We start from the raw sequence: 18,669 nt of genomic DNA, 5'->3' as shown, positions 1-18,669 counted from the left end.
AAGCAGAGGGACGTGTTGGTGTGACCATAGGGCCGGTGGGCGAAAGACGGGTTGATCTGCGCAATGGTCAAGAAAACCTTTTATGACAGGGAGGTCTCGGGCTTTTTGACCTTGAGGCAGACGGATATGCGCCTGCGCCCTTGTCATTTGGTTGCCAATCAGGGAGTTTTGGCCAAAGACCCAAGCCGCACCAAGAACCCAAACCAAGAGGTCGCCTCGATGAAATTTTTTCCCATGTTCCTTCGGGTGGCTGAACGCGATGTTGTGATCGTGGGTGGCGGGGAAACGGCGGCGCAAAAGGCGCGGTTGATGTTGAAAACCGAGGCGCGTCTGATCTTTGTCGCCCCTGATCTGGACCCTGAACTGGCCGCATTGGTTGAGGAGGGGCGGGCAAGCCATCACAGCGGAGACATCACGCCGGAGTTGTTTCGCGGCGCGGCGCTGATATTCATTGGCACCGGCTGTCCGGGGATGGATGCAGCGCTTCATGCGCTGGCGCGTGAGGCGGAGGCTTTGGTCAATGTGGTCGATCAACCCGCACTGTGTGAGGCGACGACGCCGTCGATTGTGGATCGCGATCCATTGGTGGTGGCAATTGGCACCGAAGGGGCCGCGCCGATTTTGGCGCGCCAGATCAAAACCCGGCTGGAAAGCATGTTGGAGCCACGGCTGGGCGATTTGGTTGGCTTGGGTGGTCGGCTCCGCAGCGCTGTGGCACATCGTGTGCCGCGCGAAAACCGTCGGGCATTTTGGCGCTGGGTTTATGATGACGCGCCGCGCAGGTTGCATGCCAGAGGGGCCGAACGCGAGGCGGCGGAACTGATCAAACAGGCGATGGAGGCCGGGGGCGCGCCGAAAGAGGCGGGGACCAAGGGGGCCGTGACGCTGTTGCCCGTCAGCAGCCTTGAGCCCGATCTGATGACCCTGCGCGCGGTGCAGCGGTTGCAGGAGGCTGATTTGGTGCTCTGTTCTGATCCAAGTTTTGTGCCGATCCTGGAATTGGCGCGCCGCGATGCCACGCGCGTCGTGGTGGGACGCGATCACGGCACCGAAGACTGGCTTGTGTCCGATCAGCGCAAAGTGGTTTTGGACGAGGTCGCGACGGGGGCACGGGTCGTCTGGCTTGTGGCGCGCCGCGATGCGGAGCGGGCCGCGCTTGGCCTGCCGGATGATATTGAACGGGTGCCTGCTGTTCGGGTTTAGGCCAAATGGGTTTAGGAGATAAGCATGAGTGATCTGGAGCATCGTATTGCTGTGGCCCGAGGTGAGATCCCGGCGGATATTGTCCTCAAGGGCGGGATGATTTTTGATCTGATGACCGGCGAGATGATCACAGGCGATGTGGCCATCGTTGGCGATCGGATCGCGGGCGTTTATGAGAGCTACGAAGGCGCGCGCGAAATTGATGTCACGGGCCAGATCATTGTTCCGGGCTTTATCGACACGCATTTGCATATCGAAAGCTCTCTGGTCACGCCGTTTGAATTTGACCGCTGTGTCGCGCCGCGTGGGGTGACCACGGCAATTTGTGATCCGCATGAGATCGCCAATGTCATCGGTCTGGATGGCATCCGTTATTTCCAAGCAGCCTCTGAGCACACGGTGATGGATATTCGGGTGCAGCTCAGTTCTTGCGTGCCCTCGACCCATATGGAAACCGCAGGGGCGGAGCTTTTGGCCGAGGATTTGGCTCAGGTCATGGGGCATCGGTCCGCCATCGGTCTGGCCGAATTTATGAATTATCCGGGCGTGATCTCCCGCGACCCTGAAGCGATGAAAAAGCTGCATCTGTTTGACGATGCACATATTGATGGCCATTGCCCGCAACTCTCTGGCCGCGATCTCAACGCGTATATTGCGGCGGGCATTCGCACCGAACATGAGGCGACAACGGCGGATGAGGCGCGTGAAAAGCTGCGCAAAGGCATGCGGGTTTTGATCCGTGAAGGCTCAGTGTCCAAGGATTTGCACGCGTTGCAGCCGCTTTTGACCGATCTGACCGCGCCTTACATGTGCCTGTGCACCGATGATCGCAACCCGTTGGACATCGGTGAGCATGGCCATTTGGATTACATGATCCGCACGCTGATTGCGTTGGGGAGTTCGCCTTTGGCGGTCTACCGCGCCGCCAGCCTGTCCGCCGCCGAGGCCTTTGGTCTGAAAGATCGCGGCATGATCGCGCCGGGCAAACGCGCCGATCTTGTGGTGATTGATAGCCTTGAGGGGTGTCATGCCTCGCGCGTGTTTGCGGGCGGGGTCGAGGTCACGGATGCGGCCTTTGCGGCGCGCGGGTCCGTTGATCCAATCGGGCGGCAGTCGGTGAAAGCCCCAAAAGTGCGCGCCGAGGATTTTCGCACCACCGGCAACCGTGAGCAGACCGATGTGATCGGCATCCTCGAAGGCAAAATCATCACCGAGCACCTGCATGAGATCATCCCGATTGTGGACGGCGACAAACGCCCCGATCCGGTGCGCGACCTGACCCGGATCACCGTGATCGAGCGCCACGGCAAAAACGGCAATATTGCCTCGGGCTTTGTCAAAGGCTTTGGTGTCAAGGCAGGGGCGATTGCCTCGACCGTGTGCCATGACCATCACAACATCGTTGCGGTCGGGGTGGATTACGACGACATGGCCGTGGCCGCGAACCGCCTGTCCGAGATCGAAGGCGGGTTTGTCGTGGTGCGGGACGGCGTGGTCTTGGCCGAATTGGCACTGCCCGTGGCGGGGCTGATGAGTCTTTTGTCGTTTGAAGAGGTGCGCGATCATTTGGTTGATCTGCGGGCGGCGGCGGCCTCATTGGGCGTCACATTGGAAGAGCCGTTTTTGCAATTGGCGTTTTTGGCGCTTCCGGTCATTCCGGCGCTCAAAATCACCGACCGCGGCATGGTCGATGTGACCAAATTCGAAATCATCGTGTGATCTGGAAGATCCTCCAGACGGGAGGGGCGGCCCTAATTGGGCCGACCCGTTTGGGCCTTTTTAGCGAACCATGACGGTCGAGGTTTGGCCCGGCACCAGCCGGACTGTGTCGCTGAAATACGCATCGCGCGCCACGGAATAGGCCGAAACTAAGATGCATTGACCTGAATCCGCAGGGAAGACCCAGCGGTCCTTGTCCGACGGAGGACCCCCAGGTTCGATCAAAACTGTTTGTTTCGCAAGCGAGTTGCAGCCTTCATAGGAGAGGGAGCGCAACGGTTGGCCGCTGGCGTTGACGATTTCGAGGGTGGACTCCGGTGCGCCGCTTTTGCTCAACGGATAGTCTGGGATTGGCACGCCATCACATGCGGCAAGGGTTGCGGCAACAGCGAGGGCTGCGAGCGGTTTCAACGTGGGGGTGATCATGCGTGTCTCTCCTTTTGCGCCGGATTAGGCTACGGGACCGATGCACGGCATCAACCTATAGGTTCTTATAGGGTTTCGAAGGCTGGATGAGATCCAGCCGAGGCAGGGTTTCAGGGTGTTGAAAAAAATGAACCGATTAGTTTACTTTTAGAGATTTTACAGTTGACAAAACTGTCAACTCGGAACATTTGAAGAAGAGAAAAGGGCGCGAGGCGCCCCAGATTTCTCACATCAGGAGGTTGATTATGACCCGTTCTATTTTGGCTCTTTTTGCTCTGACGCTGACCCTTGCCGCCTGTGAGGGCGTGGAGACATATCCCGTGTCGCAATGCACAACTGCGGATCACTATCCGGTGGCGTGTCAGCCGACGTCTTCGACCGATCACCCCGGTGATCTGGCCATCACGGCCGCGCCGGAGATGACGGGCGCATAAGGTTTGGAGGGGGCGGTGGCCGTGTTAGGCCGCCGTGTCAGGCCACCGTGCCTTCGGTCTGGCTTTGCAGCATGGCCCGGCCAAGCAGGATGGAGCCATCGCGAATGTCGCTTTCCAGCGCGGCACAGAGCGCGGCCACATCGCGGGCCTCCATCGCCGCCAACATTTCTTTATGGCGGTCGACCATGGCCGTCGTTTTAATGGATTTGATTGCTTGGCGCTGAAAGGGGCCGAGCTGCAACCAGACGCTTTCGATCATTGGCACCACGGCTTGATGTGGGTTCAATCGGTAGAGGTCTTTGTGAAAGCTCTGATTGATCCGGGTCAGCGCATCCAAATCGCCCGCCGCCAAAACCACATCCATTTGGTCATCAAGGGCACGCATGTGCTCAATGAAGACATTTGAAATATAGGGAAAGGCGCGCTCTGTGGCGTGGGTTTCCAAGCTGATGCGGAGCTGAGCCAGTTCCTCAAACCGACCAAGGGTCATGTCGGGCACTTTGAGCCGACGATTGCCCAACACTTGAATGGCGTTTTCCGAACTCAACCTGCGCACTGCCTCGCGGATGGGGGTTGGGCTGAGGTTCAATTCTTGGGCCAGCCCGCGAATGGTCAGGGCGGTTCCGGGCGCAAAGGCGCCGACAATAATGGCATTACGCAAGCGGCTATAGGCGTATTCCTGGGTGGTGCCATCGCTGTCACCGGAAAATTCAGGAATAGTGGATACCACCATCGGCGTTTGACCTTACTGTTGTCTCAATATGTGTAGGATGACGTGTGTTTCCGGTTGACACAAGCCCAAAAGAGATCACAAATAAATAAATAGTATCACATTTAGGGGCGCGATATGACATCGGCAAAAGCAGGATCGGCAACAGCTTCGGAACAGGCAGAGCTTTGGCGCATCGACAACCCGGAAATCGAAACGATTTTTGCCTGTATTTGCGATCTCAATGGCGTGATGCGCGGCAAGCGTGTGCCGGTTGATCAGCTTGATAAAATCTTGGAGGGTGGGCTGCGGATGCCGCTCTCGCTGCTCAGTATGGACATATGGGGCGAGGATATTGAGGGCAACGAATTGGTGTTTGACACCGGCGATGCCGATGGGTTGTGCGATTTCACCGGGCGCGATTTGAGTCCGGTCGATTGGATCAGCCGCCCGGCGGCCTTTGCCCAACTTTGGATGCGGCAGGAAGACGGCTCGGTGTTTCCGGGCGATCCACGCCGCGCCCTCGACACAATCACCACCCGGTTCAAGGCGCTGGGTCTGACGCCGGTTGTGGCGACCGAATTGGAATTTTATGTCGTCGACCCAAGCGAGGCCGCACCGCAACCGCCGTGCTCCCCGGTCACCGGCAAGCGCCTCGATTCTGATGGGGCGCTGTCACTGGACGAGTTGGAGCATTTCGACGCCTTCCTCAATGAAATCTATGACGGCTGTAAGGCCCAAGGCATCCCGGCGGATGCGGCGATTTCGGAAAACGGGGCAGGGCAGTTTGAGATCAATTTCATGCATGTCGCTGACCCGTTGAAGGCGGCCGATGATGCGGTTTTGTTCAAACGTCTGGTGCATGGCATCGCCCGTAAACACGGGTTTGCCGCAACCTTTATGGCGAAACCTTACGGGGATCGTTCAGGGTCGGGAATGCACGTCCATTTCTCGCTCGTGGATGAAGAGGGCAACAACGTTTTTGACGATGGCGGCAATGACGGCACCGAAGTGATGCGCCAAGCGGTTGCGGGTCTTTTGGAGACGATGCAGGAAAACGCCTTGGTGTTTGCGCCGCATGAAAATTCGTTCCGTCGGCTTTTGCCGGGGGCTCATGCGCCCTCCACCGTGTCATGGGGCTATGAAAACCGCACCGCCTCGATCCGTATTCCGGGCGGTAGCCACAAAGCGCGCCGGATCGAACACCGGGTCGCAGGCGCGGATGCCAACCCCTATCTGGTGCTGTGCTCGATCTTGGGGGGGCGCTTTTGGGCATTGAAAACAAATGGACGCCAAGCGCGCCCATCGTCGGCGATGCCTATTCGCAAGACCTGCTTCACTTGCCTTATGACTGGGCGTCGGCGATTGAGGCCTTTAGCCGTGGCCGCCATGTCGAAGACATCTATTCCAAGCGCCTCAAGCGCATGTTTGTGCAATGCAAACAGCAAGAGCTGCGCCGGTTTGCCCGTCATGTCACTGATTTCGAATACCATTCTTACCTGGAGGCCGTGTGATGGCTCATCCCTACGCGGGCACCGGCGCGCATACCACAAGCTACTATGCTGCCTCGGCCAATCCTACGCCGGACCGTCCGGCCCTGTCTGGCGATCATGAGATCGACATTTGCGTTGTGGGCGCGGGCTATTCCGGCTTGTCCACCGCGCTGCATCTGATCGAAAAAGGCTATAAAGTCGCTATCATCGAGGGTGCGCGCGTCGGTTGGGGCGCATCCGGGCGCAACGGCGGCCAGATCGTCAACGGTTTGAACGCCAGCCTTCAGACCATCGGCAAGCGCTACGGCGGTGAGACCGCGACGTTTGTCGCCGGTTTGGTGCAAGAGGGCGGTCAGATCATCCGCGAGCGGATCAAGACCTATAACATTCAATGCGATCTGAAAGAGGGCAATGTGTTTGCCGCTTTGACCGCCAAACACATGCAAGAACTCGAAGAGCGCCGGGCACTTTGGGCCGGATATGGCATCCACAATCAGGAGATGCTGAGCCGGGACGAGATGCACACCCATGTCAAATCGGACCTCTATGTGGGCGGGATGATTGACCATTCGGGCGGTCATATGCACCCGCTCAACCTTGCGCTTGGCGAGGCGGCGGCGTTTGAATCCCTGGGTGGTGTGATCTATGAAATGTCGCCGGTGATTTCGGCGGACACAGGGGCGGCGCGACCGGTTGTGCGCACGGCTGAGGGGTCTATGACCTGCAAAACCTTGGTGCTTTGCGGCAATGCCTATCTGGGCCATGTCATTCCGGCGCTGACCGCGCGGGTGATGCCGGTATCGACGCAAGTGATGGCGACGAAACCGCTGGGAGAGGCCTTGGCGGCTGAGTTGATGCCCACCGATGTCTGCGTCGAAGACGTGCGCTATATCCTTGATTATTATCGCATGTCTGCCGACAAACGGCTGTTGTTTGGCGGCGGCACTGTCTATGGCGGGGCCGATCCAAAAGACATCAAAGCCAAGCTCAAAGGCAACCTTGATAAGGTCTTTCCGCAGCTCAAAGAGGTTGAAATCGACTATGCGTGGAGCGGCAATTTCGCGCTGTCTTTCTCACGTGTGCCGCAGATGGGCCGCCTTGGTGCCAATACCTATTTTGCCCATGGCTATAGCGGTCATGGCGTCACGGGATCGCACACGTTTGGGCGCATTCTGTCCGAGGCGATCCATGGGGATCTGACGCGGTTTGATGTGTTTGCCGCCTTGCCTTGGATTCCGTTTCCCGGCGGGCGTGCGTTGCGGGTGCCGTATTCGGTGATCGGATCGTGGTGGTACGCGTTGCGCGACAAATTGGGTGTCTAAAACATGATGCGCCGCGCTCCAGAAGGGACGCGGCGCAGGCTTATCCGGCCTCTGAACAGACCGAAATCTTCTTAGGGTGTGAACCCAATTCCTTGTCTTGCTGAAATGGGCTCTTCATGATTCATCTGCGGAAAACAGGTGCATGATGGCGAGATTTGATCTGAGCGACGAAGAATGGGCTGCAATCCGGCCTCATTTACCCAAACAAGGGCGCGGTCCGCAGCGCAAGGATGACAGAACAGTCTTGAATGGCATTTTCTATGTTCTGCGCACGGGGGCGCCGTGGCGCGATCTGCCGGACCGGTATGGCCCGCGCACGACTGTTTACAACCGCTATGTCCGCTGGGGTGAGCGCGGGATTTGGCAAGGGATATTTGATGTGCTGGCGACGGAATGTGAGGACGCGCTGATCTTCATTGATAGTTCAATCGTCAAGGCACACCGGGCGGCAGCAGGCTCAAAAGGGGGGAGTTGGCGCAAGGTATTGGACGCTCACGCGGCGGTCGCGGCAGCAAGGTTCACGTCGCCGTAGACCATCGCGGCCTGCCTCTACGGTTCGCGATTACAGGCGCACAAAGGCATGATAGCAAGGTATTTGGTTCATTTGTCGGCTGGCAAAAACAGCCGACAGCTATCGTCGCAGACAAAGCCTATGGCTCAAAAGCCATCCGCCAAACCATCGCTGACGAAGGCGCATTGGCAGTGATCCCATCCAAGTCAAACGCCCGCATCCACATCCCACATGACCCCGACATCTACGCCCAGCGAAACCTTGTAGAGCGGTTCTTCTGCCGCATGAAAGACATGCGAAGGCTAACAACGAGATACGAAAAGTTGAAACGCAACTTCCTGTCGATGGTCCATATCTTTGCAATCAGATGTTGGCTGAATTGAGTCCACACCCTAGTCCGGGCAGGCAAACTCCAACGCCCCATGCGGCTCTGAGGTGCGCGGTGGTTGTGCTGCATCCGCCGGGCGCATCTCAGCCAAGAGCTGTTTCATGCGATACAGCCGCAGTTTGTCGGGCAGGGTCCATTTCAAAACCGAACAATCGCCAATGTCCAAGTGTGCGCGTTTTTTGGCTTCCCATGGGCAGCCGCCTTTGCACAGGGGCTGCACCTTACAGGACTGACATTCGGCGTATTGAGAGGGGGGTGATCTTCCCAATGGCGCAGATTATCCTGTGCCACATCAAGCGTGCCGTCGGAGCCTTCGTCCTTGCCGGGGATCAGAGGTATCCGGTTGGTCCACAAAGCAGGGGTCAGGGGGGGCGACCTTATATGAGGCACAGCTGAAGACTTCGGAATGACAGGCGTTGTCGGTACAACTGTTTTGGGTGCAACTGTGGGTATGGGGAGCGCCATTCCCTGTTATGGCCTGACGCGACGAATAGCGGCATGGGGCGTGAGGCCGGGGATATTTGGGCGCAAAAGCTCCATCGATGGGCTTTGAGCGACAGACGTACCGCGGCATAATCTTCAACCACCTCCTCGCCCACGTGCATCGCCGGGAGATCGACATGTGGCTCGTGAACAGGCGCGCAGTGCCTCCGATGGCGCCGTCGCGCAGGCGGATCGGCTCCGGCAAAGTCATGCGCACGCCGGAATGGGGCGTTTCGCCCCGCGGCGAAATCACCTCGACCTGCGTGCCTATTTATTGATCTCGGTGCAGCACAAGGTCGGGGCCAAAGCGACGGGCGAGCGTGGCGCGGGGCAGAGCGATGAGATTGAAAATCAGGCGCAGGGCGAGCCGTCGCGGCGCGGAGTCGGTCCTGGGGTCAAGGCGCAGCGCGGAAGAGACGTGTCTGTTTGCGTGTGTGCGGTAGCAAAAGCCGGGGGGCAGTGCCTTCGGGTATGCGCGGCAGTGCTGCCGATGCCCTCTTGCGCCACCAAATGCAAACGCCGCCCTTCGGTGAGGTCCTCGGGTTTGGTGATCTCCATCACCACAAGCGCCACGCAGCCAGAGCGCAGCACCTCTTTGGCACTGGTCCGCAGACCTCATGGATGCGGGCCAGTATGGGTGGGAAATGGGTCTGAAATTCAGCCACGGTTGCGATCATCTATCATGACATCTGGAATATGCGGGTCACATGATGCTCAGGCCTGTCTCGCAGCCAGATCCAGATCAGGGTCGGTTGGGCGGTATTCTGTTCGGGTTGCCAGTCTGACGCTGGCACGCACCACCGTGTTTTCAAACATTCATGACGGTCAAATCCCAGTGGAGGCAGGGTCCGTCGTTATCGGTCTGTGGTCTCAATTGAGACGATATGGCTGATAAGGGCATCGCTCGGGCGGGCGATGTGCATCATATATTGCGGTGGCTCGTCGGTGAAGGCGTAGGGCACATCTGTGCGTAGATCGAACGCAATTTGGTGTGAAACGGAGGGGGCAACACGCACGGGGGCACCGCCGCATTCGCCTTGTATGGCGCGGTGCATGTGACCGCAAAGGATACCCCGAACCCTGCCATGGCGTGCCACGAGACGTGAAAACGCATCTCGTCCCGTCAGCAATCCCATCGAATCCATGTCGTGTAGCCCGGTGGTGAGAGGTGGGTGATGCATGAAAATCACCACATCTCGATCCGCAACCCGCGTCAGCGCCGCCTCAAGCCATGACAGCCGATCCGCACAGAGCTCACCATGTGGGGCGCCTTCAACCAGTGTGTCGAGACCGATCACAGCCAGATCAAACTCCGTGTCGCACAGGCACAGGTGCCCGCTGTTCGTCTCGCCAAGCATATCCGGCAGTGCCGCCAGCATCGGAGCACGGGCATCATGATTGCCGGGCACGGCGCGCACCGGGATGCCAAGACTGCGCAGTCCTGCGCCGATATGCGCATATTCTTCCGATGTCGCATCCTCGCCCAGATCGCCAGAAAACAGGATCAGGTCCGGTTGGATCGGTTGGCGGGCAAGGGCTGCGATTAGGCGATCAAACGCCGCTCCCGTGTCGAACCGCCCCGCGAGTTTGCGTCCAGCCGCCAGAACGTGGGAATCACTGATATGGGCAATCAACATCTGTGGACCTCCTGAGGGTTTGCTGGGATTCGCCGCCTGTCTGGCTCAACCTACCTGAGACATATGACGTCATTCATTCAAATTCTGCTGAAAAAATCCACATCTATCGTCTATTTTTGTGGATTTTTTTGTGGATAGCCACAAAAAATACAATTTACGTTTTGAAATCCTTCTGATGTGCATTGACTGAAATTGAGGGCTTAACTTTCATATTTTTGTGATTTTTGGTGAATAAAAGGCGAGTCACGATCTGGATGCCGCCCAAATCATGCGGCTTCAAACACGGGAAATACCATCGCAAATCCACATTAGGGAAATGTATAAAGATGAAATCCACAAAATCCACTATGACGCGGCGGCGGATGTTGGCCTCTGGTTTGGCTGCGCCTTTCGTCAGCATGATGCCGGGCGTCCTGACGCCAGCGCGTGCCAACGAAACAGTTAAACTTCAGTTCATGTATCCGGTGGGGGTGTCTGGTGACATCAACACCATCATTTCGGGCATGATTTCCGAATTCAACGCGACCCATGATGGGATCGAAGTTGAAGCAATCTACGCCGGCTCCTATGACAACACCGAGCAAAAGGTCATCACCGCGCTTGGCGTTGGCGAGCCACCCGCTTTGTGGTTGCCGATCAACTCTTCGCTTCAGACCTTCTTGGGTCTCGACGCGCTTGAGGACATCACCGAGCAAGCCAAAGCCGACGACATTTACGATGATTTTATCGGCGGCTTCCTTGATACCGCCATCTCTGACAACCGCCTTTACGGTCTGTCTTTTCAGCCCTCGACCCCGGTTCTCTACTACAACAAAGATGCCTTCGCTGAGCGCGGTATCGCCAAGGCACCGGAGACTTGGGACGATCTTTTGGAAACGGCCAAAGCTCTGACCCTGCGTGATGGCGATGACTTGAAGCGCTGGGGGCTGATCATCGGCGGCGGCTGGCATGACTGGATGTTTGAGGGCTATTGCCGTCAAAACGGTCTTGTGCCGTGGGAAAAGGACAAGGTTCTGTGGGATCGCCCCGAAGCGGTTGAGGCGCTGAGTTTTTGGAAAACCATGGTGGATGCGGGCTGTATGGCTCCGGCATCGACATGGCAGGGATCGGCCAATGACTTTATGGCGGGGTCGACTGCGATGTTGTACCACTCCACCGGGTCGCTGACCAACCTGCGCACCTCGTCGCCCTTTGAGGTCGGCGTGGCCTTTATGCCGAAGAAAAAGCAATTCGGTGCCTCCCAAGGCGGCGGTCCGATCATGATCGCCAAGAACCAGTCGGATGCCAAGAAAGAGGCTGCTTGGACGTTTGCGCGTTGGATGACGAACACTCAAAACCAAGCCGCCTGGAGCCAGGCAACCGGGTATCTCGCCGTGCGCAAATCCTCTTGGGAACAGCCTGAGATGCAGCAGTATCTCACCGAGGTTCCGCAGGCTGAGGTGGCGATGAAACAGGCGGAATATTCCGGTGCCTTCCTACAGGTTCCAGCCTATTCGCGCGCCCGTGACACGTTGAAAAGCGCGATCGACCGGACGCTGGCCGGGGAAATCGCACCCGAAACGGCGCTGAGCGACGCCACGACGGAGGTGAACCGCGAAATCGCCCGCGTCCTGCGCCGCAAAAAAGGCTAACCAAACCACGGCGTGAGGGGCGCGGGATTTTGGCCCGCGTCCCTTTGCCGTTTTCACGAGGATTCTTCATGTCCCACGCTTTTGCACGTGCCCGCCGCAACGAGATGTTGTTGGCCTATGCGTTGCTGCTGCCATCGCTCGTTTTTCTTGCCGCCTTCACCTATTGGCCCATCCTGCGTTCGGTCTGGTTCAGTCTGCATGACGTGTTGTTGGGCGATCCTGACATCTATTGGGTCGGCGCCGAGAATTACCTGCGCTTGCTTGATGATCGGTTGTTTTGGAAAGTGCTCTCCAACACGGCATTCTACACGCTCACGACGATCCCGCTTTCGATCGCTGCCGCATTGTTGTTGGCCGTGGCTCTCGACAGCAAATTACGTGGCATGGCGATTTATCGTTCGGCTTTTTTCTACCCGGTGATGATCCCTTCGGTCGCTGCGGGCATGGTCTGGGTGTTCCTCTATGCGCCGGGATATGGGCCGATCAATGAGGCGCTGACACGCATCGGACTGCCACGGTTGGATTGGCTCTATGATAGCAAATGGGCCTTGCCTGCCATCGTGTTGATGAGCGTCTGGAAATATTCGGGCTATTTCATGTTGATCCTCTTGGCGGCCCTAAAGCTCGTGCCCTCCGATCTCTATGAGGCGGCAAGGTTGGATGGGGTCAGTGCGTGGCACCGTCTGTTGCACATCACCATCCCGCTGATCTCTCCGACGCTCTACTTTGTCATCATCATTGGCACGCTGCACAGCTATCAAATCTTTGACTACGTCTATGTGATGACACAGGGCGGCCCGGCCGACAGTACGAATGTGTTGACCTTCTACATCTACCAAAATGGCTTTCAGTATCAGGACATTGGTTATGCGTCGGCGCTGGCCAATGCGTTGCTGATTTTCGTTTTGGGCCTGATCGGCCTCGTCGCAGTGACGTTGGGCCGTAAGGTTCACTACCTTGGAGAACGATGATGACCGACGTCCCCCAAACACAGCTTTCCGTCCCGCACAGTGGCTTGCACAGAGGCTTGCTCAGACGCTCGCACAGACGTCTCCATTGGTGGCGCAAGGTTCAGAACAATTGGCTGCATCTCATTATGGCACCCTTGGCTTTGCTTTGGCTCAGCCCGATGATTTGGATTCTTGTCACCTCGCTCAAAACCAATGTCGAAGTGTTCGATCAGACCGCCGGGTTTTGGCCGCATAAGCTGACGTTCTCAAACTATCCCAGCACCCTGTCGGTTGCGCCCTTTGGCACCTACCTGATCAACTCTGTGATCGTGACGGCCTCCATCCTCGGCGGCCAATTGATCACGATTACATTGGCGGCCTATGCCTTTGCGCGGCTGAGTTTTCCGGGCAAAAGCCTATTGTTCACGCTGTTCTTGTTGCAGGTGATGTTCCCGATTTACGCAATCTTTCTGACCAACTTTGTCACCCTGAGAGAAATGGGGCTGGTCAATACCATCCCGGCGATGATTGTGCCCTTTATCGCCTCGGGCTATGGCACCTTTATGCTCAGACAGAGTTTCCGTCAGGTGCCCTCAGAGCTGTCAGATGCCGCCCGTCTTGATGGTTGCAATCATCTGGACATCCTGTGGCACGTGTACCTGCCGCTGGTCAAACCAACGCTGATTGCTTTTGCGATCATCTCGGTGGTGACCCATTGGAACGATTATATGTGGCCGCTTTTGGTCACCAATTCCGAAAGCATCCGCACCCTTCCCATTGGATTGGGTCTTTTGGCCAAGGCCGACAGCGGGGCCGATTGGCCGCGCTTGATGGCGGGCACAACCATTGTCGTATCGCCGCTGTTGCTGCTCTTTGTGATCTTTCAGCGCCGCTTTATCGACAGTTTCATGCATACCGGCGTCAAGTGACGCCACAGACCGGAGACCCAACATGGCGACCGTCCAACTGACGAATATTTGCAAATCCTATGGGGATCGCAAAACCGTACATGACATCAACCTGACCATCGAGGACCGTGAATTCATGGTGATGGTGGGCCCCTCGGGCTGTGGCAAATCCACGACGCTGCGGATGATTGCGGGGCTTGAGGACATCACATCAGGTCAGCTTTTGATCGACGGGCGCGATGTCACCGACGCCCAACCCCAAAAACGCGACATTGCGATGGTGTTTCAATCCTACGCGCTTTATCCGCATATGACCGCCTATCGGAACATGGCCTTTGGCCTGATGAAAACCACGCGCCTGTCAAAGGCCGAAATCGACACCCGTATTCGCGATGCGGCTGAGATCCTGAGCATCACCGACCTGCTGGACCGACGCCCAAAAGAATTGTCGGGTGGCGAGCGTCAGCGCGTTGCCATTGGCCGCGCTTTGGTGCGCAAACCCAAGGTGTTTCTTTTCGACGAACCTTTGTCGAACTTGGATGCCAAGCTGCGCAATCGCATGCGGGCGGAGCTTAAGCGGCTCCATCAGGAATTGGGGTTGACGGTGATCTATGTCACCCATGATCAGATCGAGGCGATGACATTGGGCACCCGCGTTGCGATGCTGTCCCAAGGTGCGCTGCAACAGGTGGGAGCGCCGATGGACATCTATATGCGCCCGAGCAACACCTTTGTCGCCACCTTTATTGGCAGCCCTGAAATGGCGTTGATCCCCTGTCGGGCTGAGAATGGCAAACTTGGCCACGCCAATTTCACCAATGATTTAACGTTGGGACGTGACCTGCCGCCGGACGTGATGATCGGGCTGCGTCCCGAAGAAGTGACCCTTTCTAACACCGGCATGGCCCGCGCACGGGTGGAGCGCACTGAATTGATTGGCGCTGAGGCTCTGGTAGAGGTTGCTTTTGGTGCGGATCGGATGATTGTCAAAAGTCCGGTTTTGGGCGCGCCCGTTGCAGGGGATGAGGTTGGCTTGAATTTCGATCTTGATCGCTTGAGGCTCTTTGATAGGGGCACAGGTCAAGCAATCATGGCTGATGTCTGAGCTGAGCTTGAGGAGGAGACGACATGGCACGCACGCACAGACAGGAGCAAATCCTCGCGTTTCTCGCAGCGCGGGGGAAGGCGGCGATTTCCTCTTTGGCAGAAGAATTTGAAGTCTCGGATGAAACCATTCGGCGCGATCTCAAACTTCTTTCGGGCGAGGGGTTGGTGGAGAAATTCCATGGCGGTGTTCGCCTTCCGATGCCGCGCGCCGAGGCTCCCTTTGAGCGTCGTTTGTTGGAAAATGCTGCCGCCAAAACTGCCATAGCCGCCCGCACCGCGGCTCACATGCGCGAGGGTGCAACGCTGCTTTTGGACAATTCGACGACGGCGTGTTTTTTGGCAAAGGAACTGACCCGGCGCGAACCGATGACGATCCTGACCATTTCGCTGGAGGTGGCCCAGATTTTAAACTCTGGTGGGGGACAGCACCGCGTGATCTTGCCGGGCGGCGAATTGCGCGCCTCCGATCGAACGCTGACCGGGGCCAGCACGATCCACTATCTCTCAAGCTTCTCTCCCAGTTATTTCGTGATGTCTGTGGTGGCCGGATCGCCCAGCGGGTGTCAGGATTTTGATCTGTTCGAGGTCGAATTCAAACGCGCCATGATTTCGCGGGCGGATGAAACGATCCTGATGATGGATGCGAGTAAGTTTAGCAAATCCGGTCTGATCCATGTCTGCGACTGGTCGGAGGTCGATGTCATGGTCACTGATGGCGCGCCGCCCGAGATCACTGAACAGATTGATCACGGCCATTTGTTGTTGGTGCCTCCGGCGCAGGGAGACACCGCATGAGTGCGTCCACCAACCCTGAGAGTTGTGAAGACATTGCCTTGCGTCTGGTTAACGTCGCACACCCCTTGGCCAAATCATATTTCCGCACATCGTTGACGGTCGACCGAAAGGCCGACAGCAGCCCGGTGACCGAGGCGGGGCGGGCCATTGAACAGAGCATGCAAGCCGTGTTGGGCGCGATTTGCCCGGATCATGTCATCTTGGGCGAAGAATTTGGTCTCAGCGGCGAGGATGCGCGCTCTCTTTGGGGGCTCGACCCGATTGATGGCACCAAAGCTTCATCTCCGGTGGTCCGTTGTTTGGCACGCTTATTGCCCTGCTTGAGGACGGACATCCGATTTGGGGGGATCGACATGCCCATGTTTGGGGAAACCTGGGTCGGCCAGAGGGGCGAAACAACCCGCCTGAACGGCGCGGCCTGTCACATCTCTGGCACCACCCGCCTGAAAGAGGCGGTGTTTTCCGAAGCGTCACCCGACCAATTCACGCCGCACGCGCACCGCCTCTTTGATGCGCTGAGCCACGCCTGTGCGGCGCGTCGGTTCGGGGGGATTGCCACAGCTATGGCGTGTTGACCTGGGGTCATATTGATCTGATCCTAGAGGCCGAATTGCAGCCCTATGATGTCATGCTCCTTGTGCCGGTGGTGACGACGGGGGCAGGTGGGGGCATCACCGATTGGTCCGGTGCACCACTGACGCTTCCCTGTGGTCAAGTGCTCGCGGCCGCGGCACCGGAACTGCACCAAGCGGCGTTGGACCAAATGCGTCAGGGCTGCGTCCCCGCCAAGGCGCTGGGATAGCGCCTTTCCCATTTCCTGCACGCCGCGGCCTTTGCCAGCGCCGTGCCGGATGCGGCCTCAAAGGATGATTTAAGGCCTTTCGTCTTCACATGGGCGGTGTTCCATGATTGTGTATCGGTCTTAAATTCGATCCGCCGTAGATATGCCGCGTTGCGTCTCTCTTTTTCAGTGTGGTAGTCGCCTGTCTGCACACAGTTGAGAACGTGCCCTTCGGGTCTGCTTTCGTGTGGGCGGCGCGGCGCGACAATGGGTAAACATGCCAAAAGGTGAAGAATGTCATATTCGTGTTTTCTGGAATGTGGACTTGTCCGCCTTGGTGTAAAAGGATTTTGTCTGGCATGAGGAATGCTGTTCTCTCGGTCGCCCCGATGATGGATTGGACCGACCGCCATTGTCGTTACCTGCATCGGTTGATGTCGCATCATGCGCTTTTGTACACCGAAATGGTGACCGCCCCGGCTTTGGTGCGCGGTGGGGCGGTGCATTTATTGGCATTCAACCCGGAGGAACATCCGGTCGCGGTACAGCTTGGCGGCTCTGATCCATTGGAGTTGAAAGAGGCCACGAAGATTTGCGTCGAGCACGGCTATGATGAGGTCAATCTCAACGTCGGCTGTCCGTCTGATCGGGTGCAATCGGGGGCGTTTGGCGCGGTGTTGATGAAAGCGCCGGATCTGGTGGCGGACTGTGTCCACGCGATGCAGGAGGCGGCGGGGGCGTGCCGGTGACGGTGAAATGCCGCATCGGGGTGGATGATCAGGAGCCGACCGAGGTCTTGCCCGCCTTCGTTGAGACCATGCGCGCCGCAGGCATCACCCGGATGCAAATTCATGCCCGCAAGGCCTGGCTTGACGGGCTCAGCCCCAAACAAAACCGCGATATTCCGCCGTTGGATTACCCGCTGGTCCATGCGATGAAAAAGGCCTATCCAGACCTCCACTTGTCGATCAATGGAGGCATACAAAGCCTTGATATGGTTGAAGAAGAGTTGACCCATATGGATGGCGTCATGGTTGGGCGTGCCGCCTATCATCAGCCCTATGACATCTTGGGGGCTGCTGACGCGCGCGTCTTTGGCGACACCCGCGTGGCACTGAGCCGGCATGAGGTCGTACTGGCGATGGAGGACTATATCGGACGGCATATTGCGGAGGGTGGCAAACTGGCACAGATCACCAAGCATATGCTTGGGCTGTTCGCTGGCCAACCCGGCGCGCGGCGGTGGAAACGCGTGCTCTCCGAGGGCGCGCATAAAGACGGCGCGGGGTTTGAACTGGTGAAAGAGGCTCTGCCAGAGTGACGACATGAGTGACGATTTGCGCAGGAGGCATATATGATGAAAGACGTTCCCAGCCTGTTAGAGGCGACACAGGCCAACAAAGCCGCCTGGGAAGCCTCTGCGCCTCTGCATGGGACGGGCGCAGGGTGGGAGGCGCTGCTCAAAGCGGCGTCGGAACCGGGGTTCTCGACCTTTGACACCTGCTTGGCGCAGACACTCGGGGCGCTTGATCTCTCGGGCAAACGGGCGGTGCAGATTGGCTGTAACAATGGGCGCGAACTGTTGTCTTTGGCGAGCTTTGGCGCGGTGCCTGCGGTGGGGATCGACCATTCCGGGGCCTTTCTGGCGCAGGCACGTCTGCTATCAGAGGCCGCAAAGCTCACGCCTGAGTGGATCGAGGCGAATGTATACGAGTTGCCGTCCGACATGCGCAGGTTCGATTTTGCGCTGATCACCATCGGTGTGCTCAACTGGATGCCCGATCTGGCGCGGTTTTTCGAGATTGTTGCGGGGCTGATGGCGCCCGGCGCCCAGCTGGTGATCTATGAGACCCATCCGGTGATGGAAATGTTCGACCCGGTGGCGGAGCAGCCGCATGAACCGGCGTTCAGTTATTTCCAACAAGTGCCGCATAGACAAGACGAGATGTTCAGCTATGACGGCCAAGATCACGGCACGGGGACGACCAGCTATTGGTTCCCGCACGCGTTGGGCGAGATTGTGACCTCCTGTATCCGAGCCGGGTTACACATCGAGCGGCTGACGGAACATGGGCACAGCAATCGCGAACCGGAGTATGACCTTTATGAAGGCCGCGCCGCGCAAATTCCGATGAGCTATACATTGGTTGCGCGGCGCGCAGGCTAGGGCGG

Annotated in this window: 16 protein-coding genes and 4 pseudogenes; 15 read left to right on the top strand and 5 right to left on the bottom strand. The window is 57.8% G+C overall.

Annotated elements, in window-relative coordinates; all coding sequences use genetic code 11:
- The first annotated feature begins 126 nt into the window (after positions 1-126).
- Entirely contained in the window at positions 127-1,203 is a 1,077-nt protein-coding gene (locus DA792_RS09075; protein WP_254679659.1) for a siroheme synthase, read from the top strand.
- Positions 1,204-1,227: 24 nt separating this feature from the next.
- Complete coding sequence (gene ade / locus DA792_RS09070; protein WP_107719659.1) at positions 1,228-2,922, top strand: adenine deaminase; 1,695 nt, start codon at positions 1,228-1,230, stop codon at positions 2,920-2,922.
- Positions 2,923-2,982: 60 nt separating this feature from the next.
- Here the strand turns inward: ade and DA792_RS09065 are convergent, their stop codons facing one another.
- The gene (locus DA792_RS09065; protein WP_107719658.1) at positions 2,983-3,348 is read right to left on the bottom strand and encodes a hypothetical protein; all 366 of its coding nucleotides are present in this window, start codon (positions 3,346-3,348) and stop codon (positions 2,983-2,985) included.
- Positions 3,349-3,593: 245 nt separating this feature from the next.
- Between DA792_RS09065 and DA792_RS09060 the strand changes: the two genes are divergently transcribed.
- Entirely contained in the window at positions 3,594-3,782 is a 189-nt protein-coding gene (locus DA792_RS09060; RefSeq protein ID WP_107719657.1) for a hypothetical protein, read from the top strand.
- Positions 3,783-3,819: 37 nt separating this feature from the next.
- On the opposite strand, the gene DA792_RS09055 is transcribed toward DA792_RS09060, so the two are convergent.
- Complete coding sequence (locus DA792_RS09055; protein WP_107719656.1) at positions 3,820-4,515, bottom strand: GntR family transcriptional regulator; 696 nt, start codon at positions 4,513-4,515, stop codon at positions 3,820-3,822.
- 114 nt (positions 4,516-4,629) lie between these two features.
- Here DA792_RS09055 and DA792_RS09050 point away from each other — a divergent pair.
- The 3 genes and pseudogenes from DA792_RS09050 to DA792_RS23240 form a co-directional block, all read left to right on the top strand.
- A pseudogene (locus DA792_RS09050) lies at positions 4,630-6,005 on the top strand (glutamine synthetase family protein).
- Positions 6,005-7,306, top strand: a complete 1,302-nt coding sequence (locus DA792_RS09045) for an NAD(P)/FAD-dependent oxidoreductase (RefSeq protein WP_107719655.1) — start codon at positions 6,005-6,007, stop codon at positions 7,304-7,306. The pseudogene DA792_RS09050 and the gene DA792_RS09045 overlap by 1 nt, the downstream one beginning before the upstream one ends.
- A gap of 172 nt (positions 7,307-7,478) precedes the next feature.
- A pseudogene (locus DA792_RS23240) lies at positions 7,479-8,200 on the top strand (IS5 family transposase); the annotation flags it as partial.
- Positions 8,201-8,209: 9 nt separating this feature from the next.
- Here DA792_RS23240 and DA792_RS22200 read toward each other — a convergent pair.
- From DA792_RS22200 to DA792_RS09020, 3 genes and pseudogenes are all read right to left on the bottom strand, one after another.
- The gene (locus DA792_RS22200) at positions 8,210-8,371 is read right to left on the bottom strand and encodes a hypothetical protein (protein ID WP_159075218.1); all 162 of its coding nucleotides are present in this window, start codon (positions 8,369-8,371) and stop codon (positions 8,210-8,212) included.
- Positions 8,372-8,386: 15 nt separating this feature from the next.
- Positions 8,387-8,473: pseudogene (locus tag DA792_RS23235) on the bottom strand (SPASM domain-containing protein); the annotation flags it as partial.
- Between the two features lie 1,069 nt (positions 8,474-9,542).
- A complete protein-coding gene (locus tag DA792_RS09020; protein WP_107719652.1) occupies positions 9,543-10,325 on the bottom strand; it encodes a phosphodiesterase in 783 nt (260 codons plus the stop codon).
- 326 nt (positions 10,326-10,651) lie between these two features.
- Here DA792_RS09020 and DA792_RS09015 point away from each other — a divergent pair, with 326 nt between their 5' ends.
- The 9 genes and pseudogenes from DA792_RS09015 to DA792_RS08975 all read left to right on the top strand — a co-directional run bounded on the left by DA792_RS09015 (position 10,652) and on the right by DA792_RS08975 (position 18,664).
- Positions 10,652-11,956, top strand: coding sequence for an ABC transporter substrate-binding protein (locus DA792_RS09015; RefSeq protein WP_159075217.1), 1,305 nt, complete (start codon positions 10,652-10,654; stop codon positions 11,954-11,956).
- A 68-nt stretch (positions 11,957-12,024) separates the two neighbouring features.
- Positions 12,025-12,927: a carbohydrate ABC transporter permease gene (locus DA792_RS09010; RefSeq protein ID WP_107719650.1), complete on the top strand. Its 903-nt coding sequence runs from the start codon at positions 12,025-12,027 to the stop codon at positions 12,925-12,927.
- 125 nt (positions 12,928-13,052) lie between these two features.
- The gene (locus tag DA792_RS09005) at positions 13,053-13,835 is read left to right on the top strand and encodes a carbohydrate ABC transporter permease (RefSeq protein ID WP_159075216.1); all 783 of its coding nucleotides are present in this window, start codon (positions 13,053-13,055) and stop codon (positions 13,833-13,835) included.
- 22 nt (positions 13,836-13,857) lie between these two features.
- Positions 13,858-14,919, top strand: coding sequence for an ABC transporter ATP-binding protein (locus DA792_RS09000; protein ID WP_107719648.1), 1,062 nt, complete (start codon positions 13,858-13,860; stop codon positions 14,917-14,919).
- Between the two features lie 23 nt (positions 14,920-14,942).
- On the top strand, positions 14,943-15,716 hold the full coding sequence (locus DA792_RS08995; protein WP_107719647.1) for a DeoR/GlpR family DNA-binding transcription regulator: 774 nt from the start codon (positions 14,943-14,945) through the stop codon (positions 15,714-15,716).
- On the top strand, positions 15,713-16,291 hold the full coding sequence (locus DA792_RS08990) for an inositol monophosphatase family protein (RefSeq protein WP_107719646.1): 579 nt from the start codon (positions 15,713-15,715) through the stop codon (positions 16,289-16,291). Before DA792_RS08995 ends, DA792_RS08990 begins: the two co-directional genes overlap by 4 nt.
- Positions 16,288-16,518: a hypothetical protein gene (locus tag DA792_RS08985; RefSeq protein WP_159075215.1), complete on the top strand. Its 231-nt coding sequence runs from the start codon at positions 16,288-16,290 to the stop codon at positions 16,516-16,518. Before DA792_RS08990 ends, DA792_RS08985 begins: the two co-directional genes overlap by 4 nt.
- A 368-nt stretch (positions 16,519-16,886) precedes the next feature.
- Positions 16,887-17,818 (top strand): annotated as a pseudogene (dusA, locus tag DA792_RS08980) (tRNA dihydrouridine(20/20a) synthase DusA).
- Between the two features lie 33 nt (positions 17,819-17,851).
- The gene (locus DA792_RS08975; protein ID WP_107719644.1) at positions 17,852-18,664 is read left to right on the top strand and encodes a class I SAM-dependent methyltransferase; all 813 of its coding nucleotides are present in this window, start codon (positions 17,852-17,854) and stop codon (positions 18,662-18,664) included.
- The last annotated feature ends 5 nt before the right edge of the window (positions 18,665-18,669 follow it).

The organism is Celeribacter baekdonensis, assembly GCF_003047105.1.
Lineage (GTDB): Bacteria > Pseudomonadota > Alphaproteobacteria > Rhodobacterales > Rhodobacteraceae > Celeribacter > Celeribacter baekdonensis_B.
This window is presented reverse-complemented; position numbering and strand designations above follow the sequence as displayed.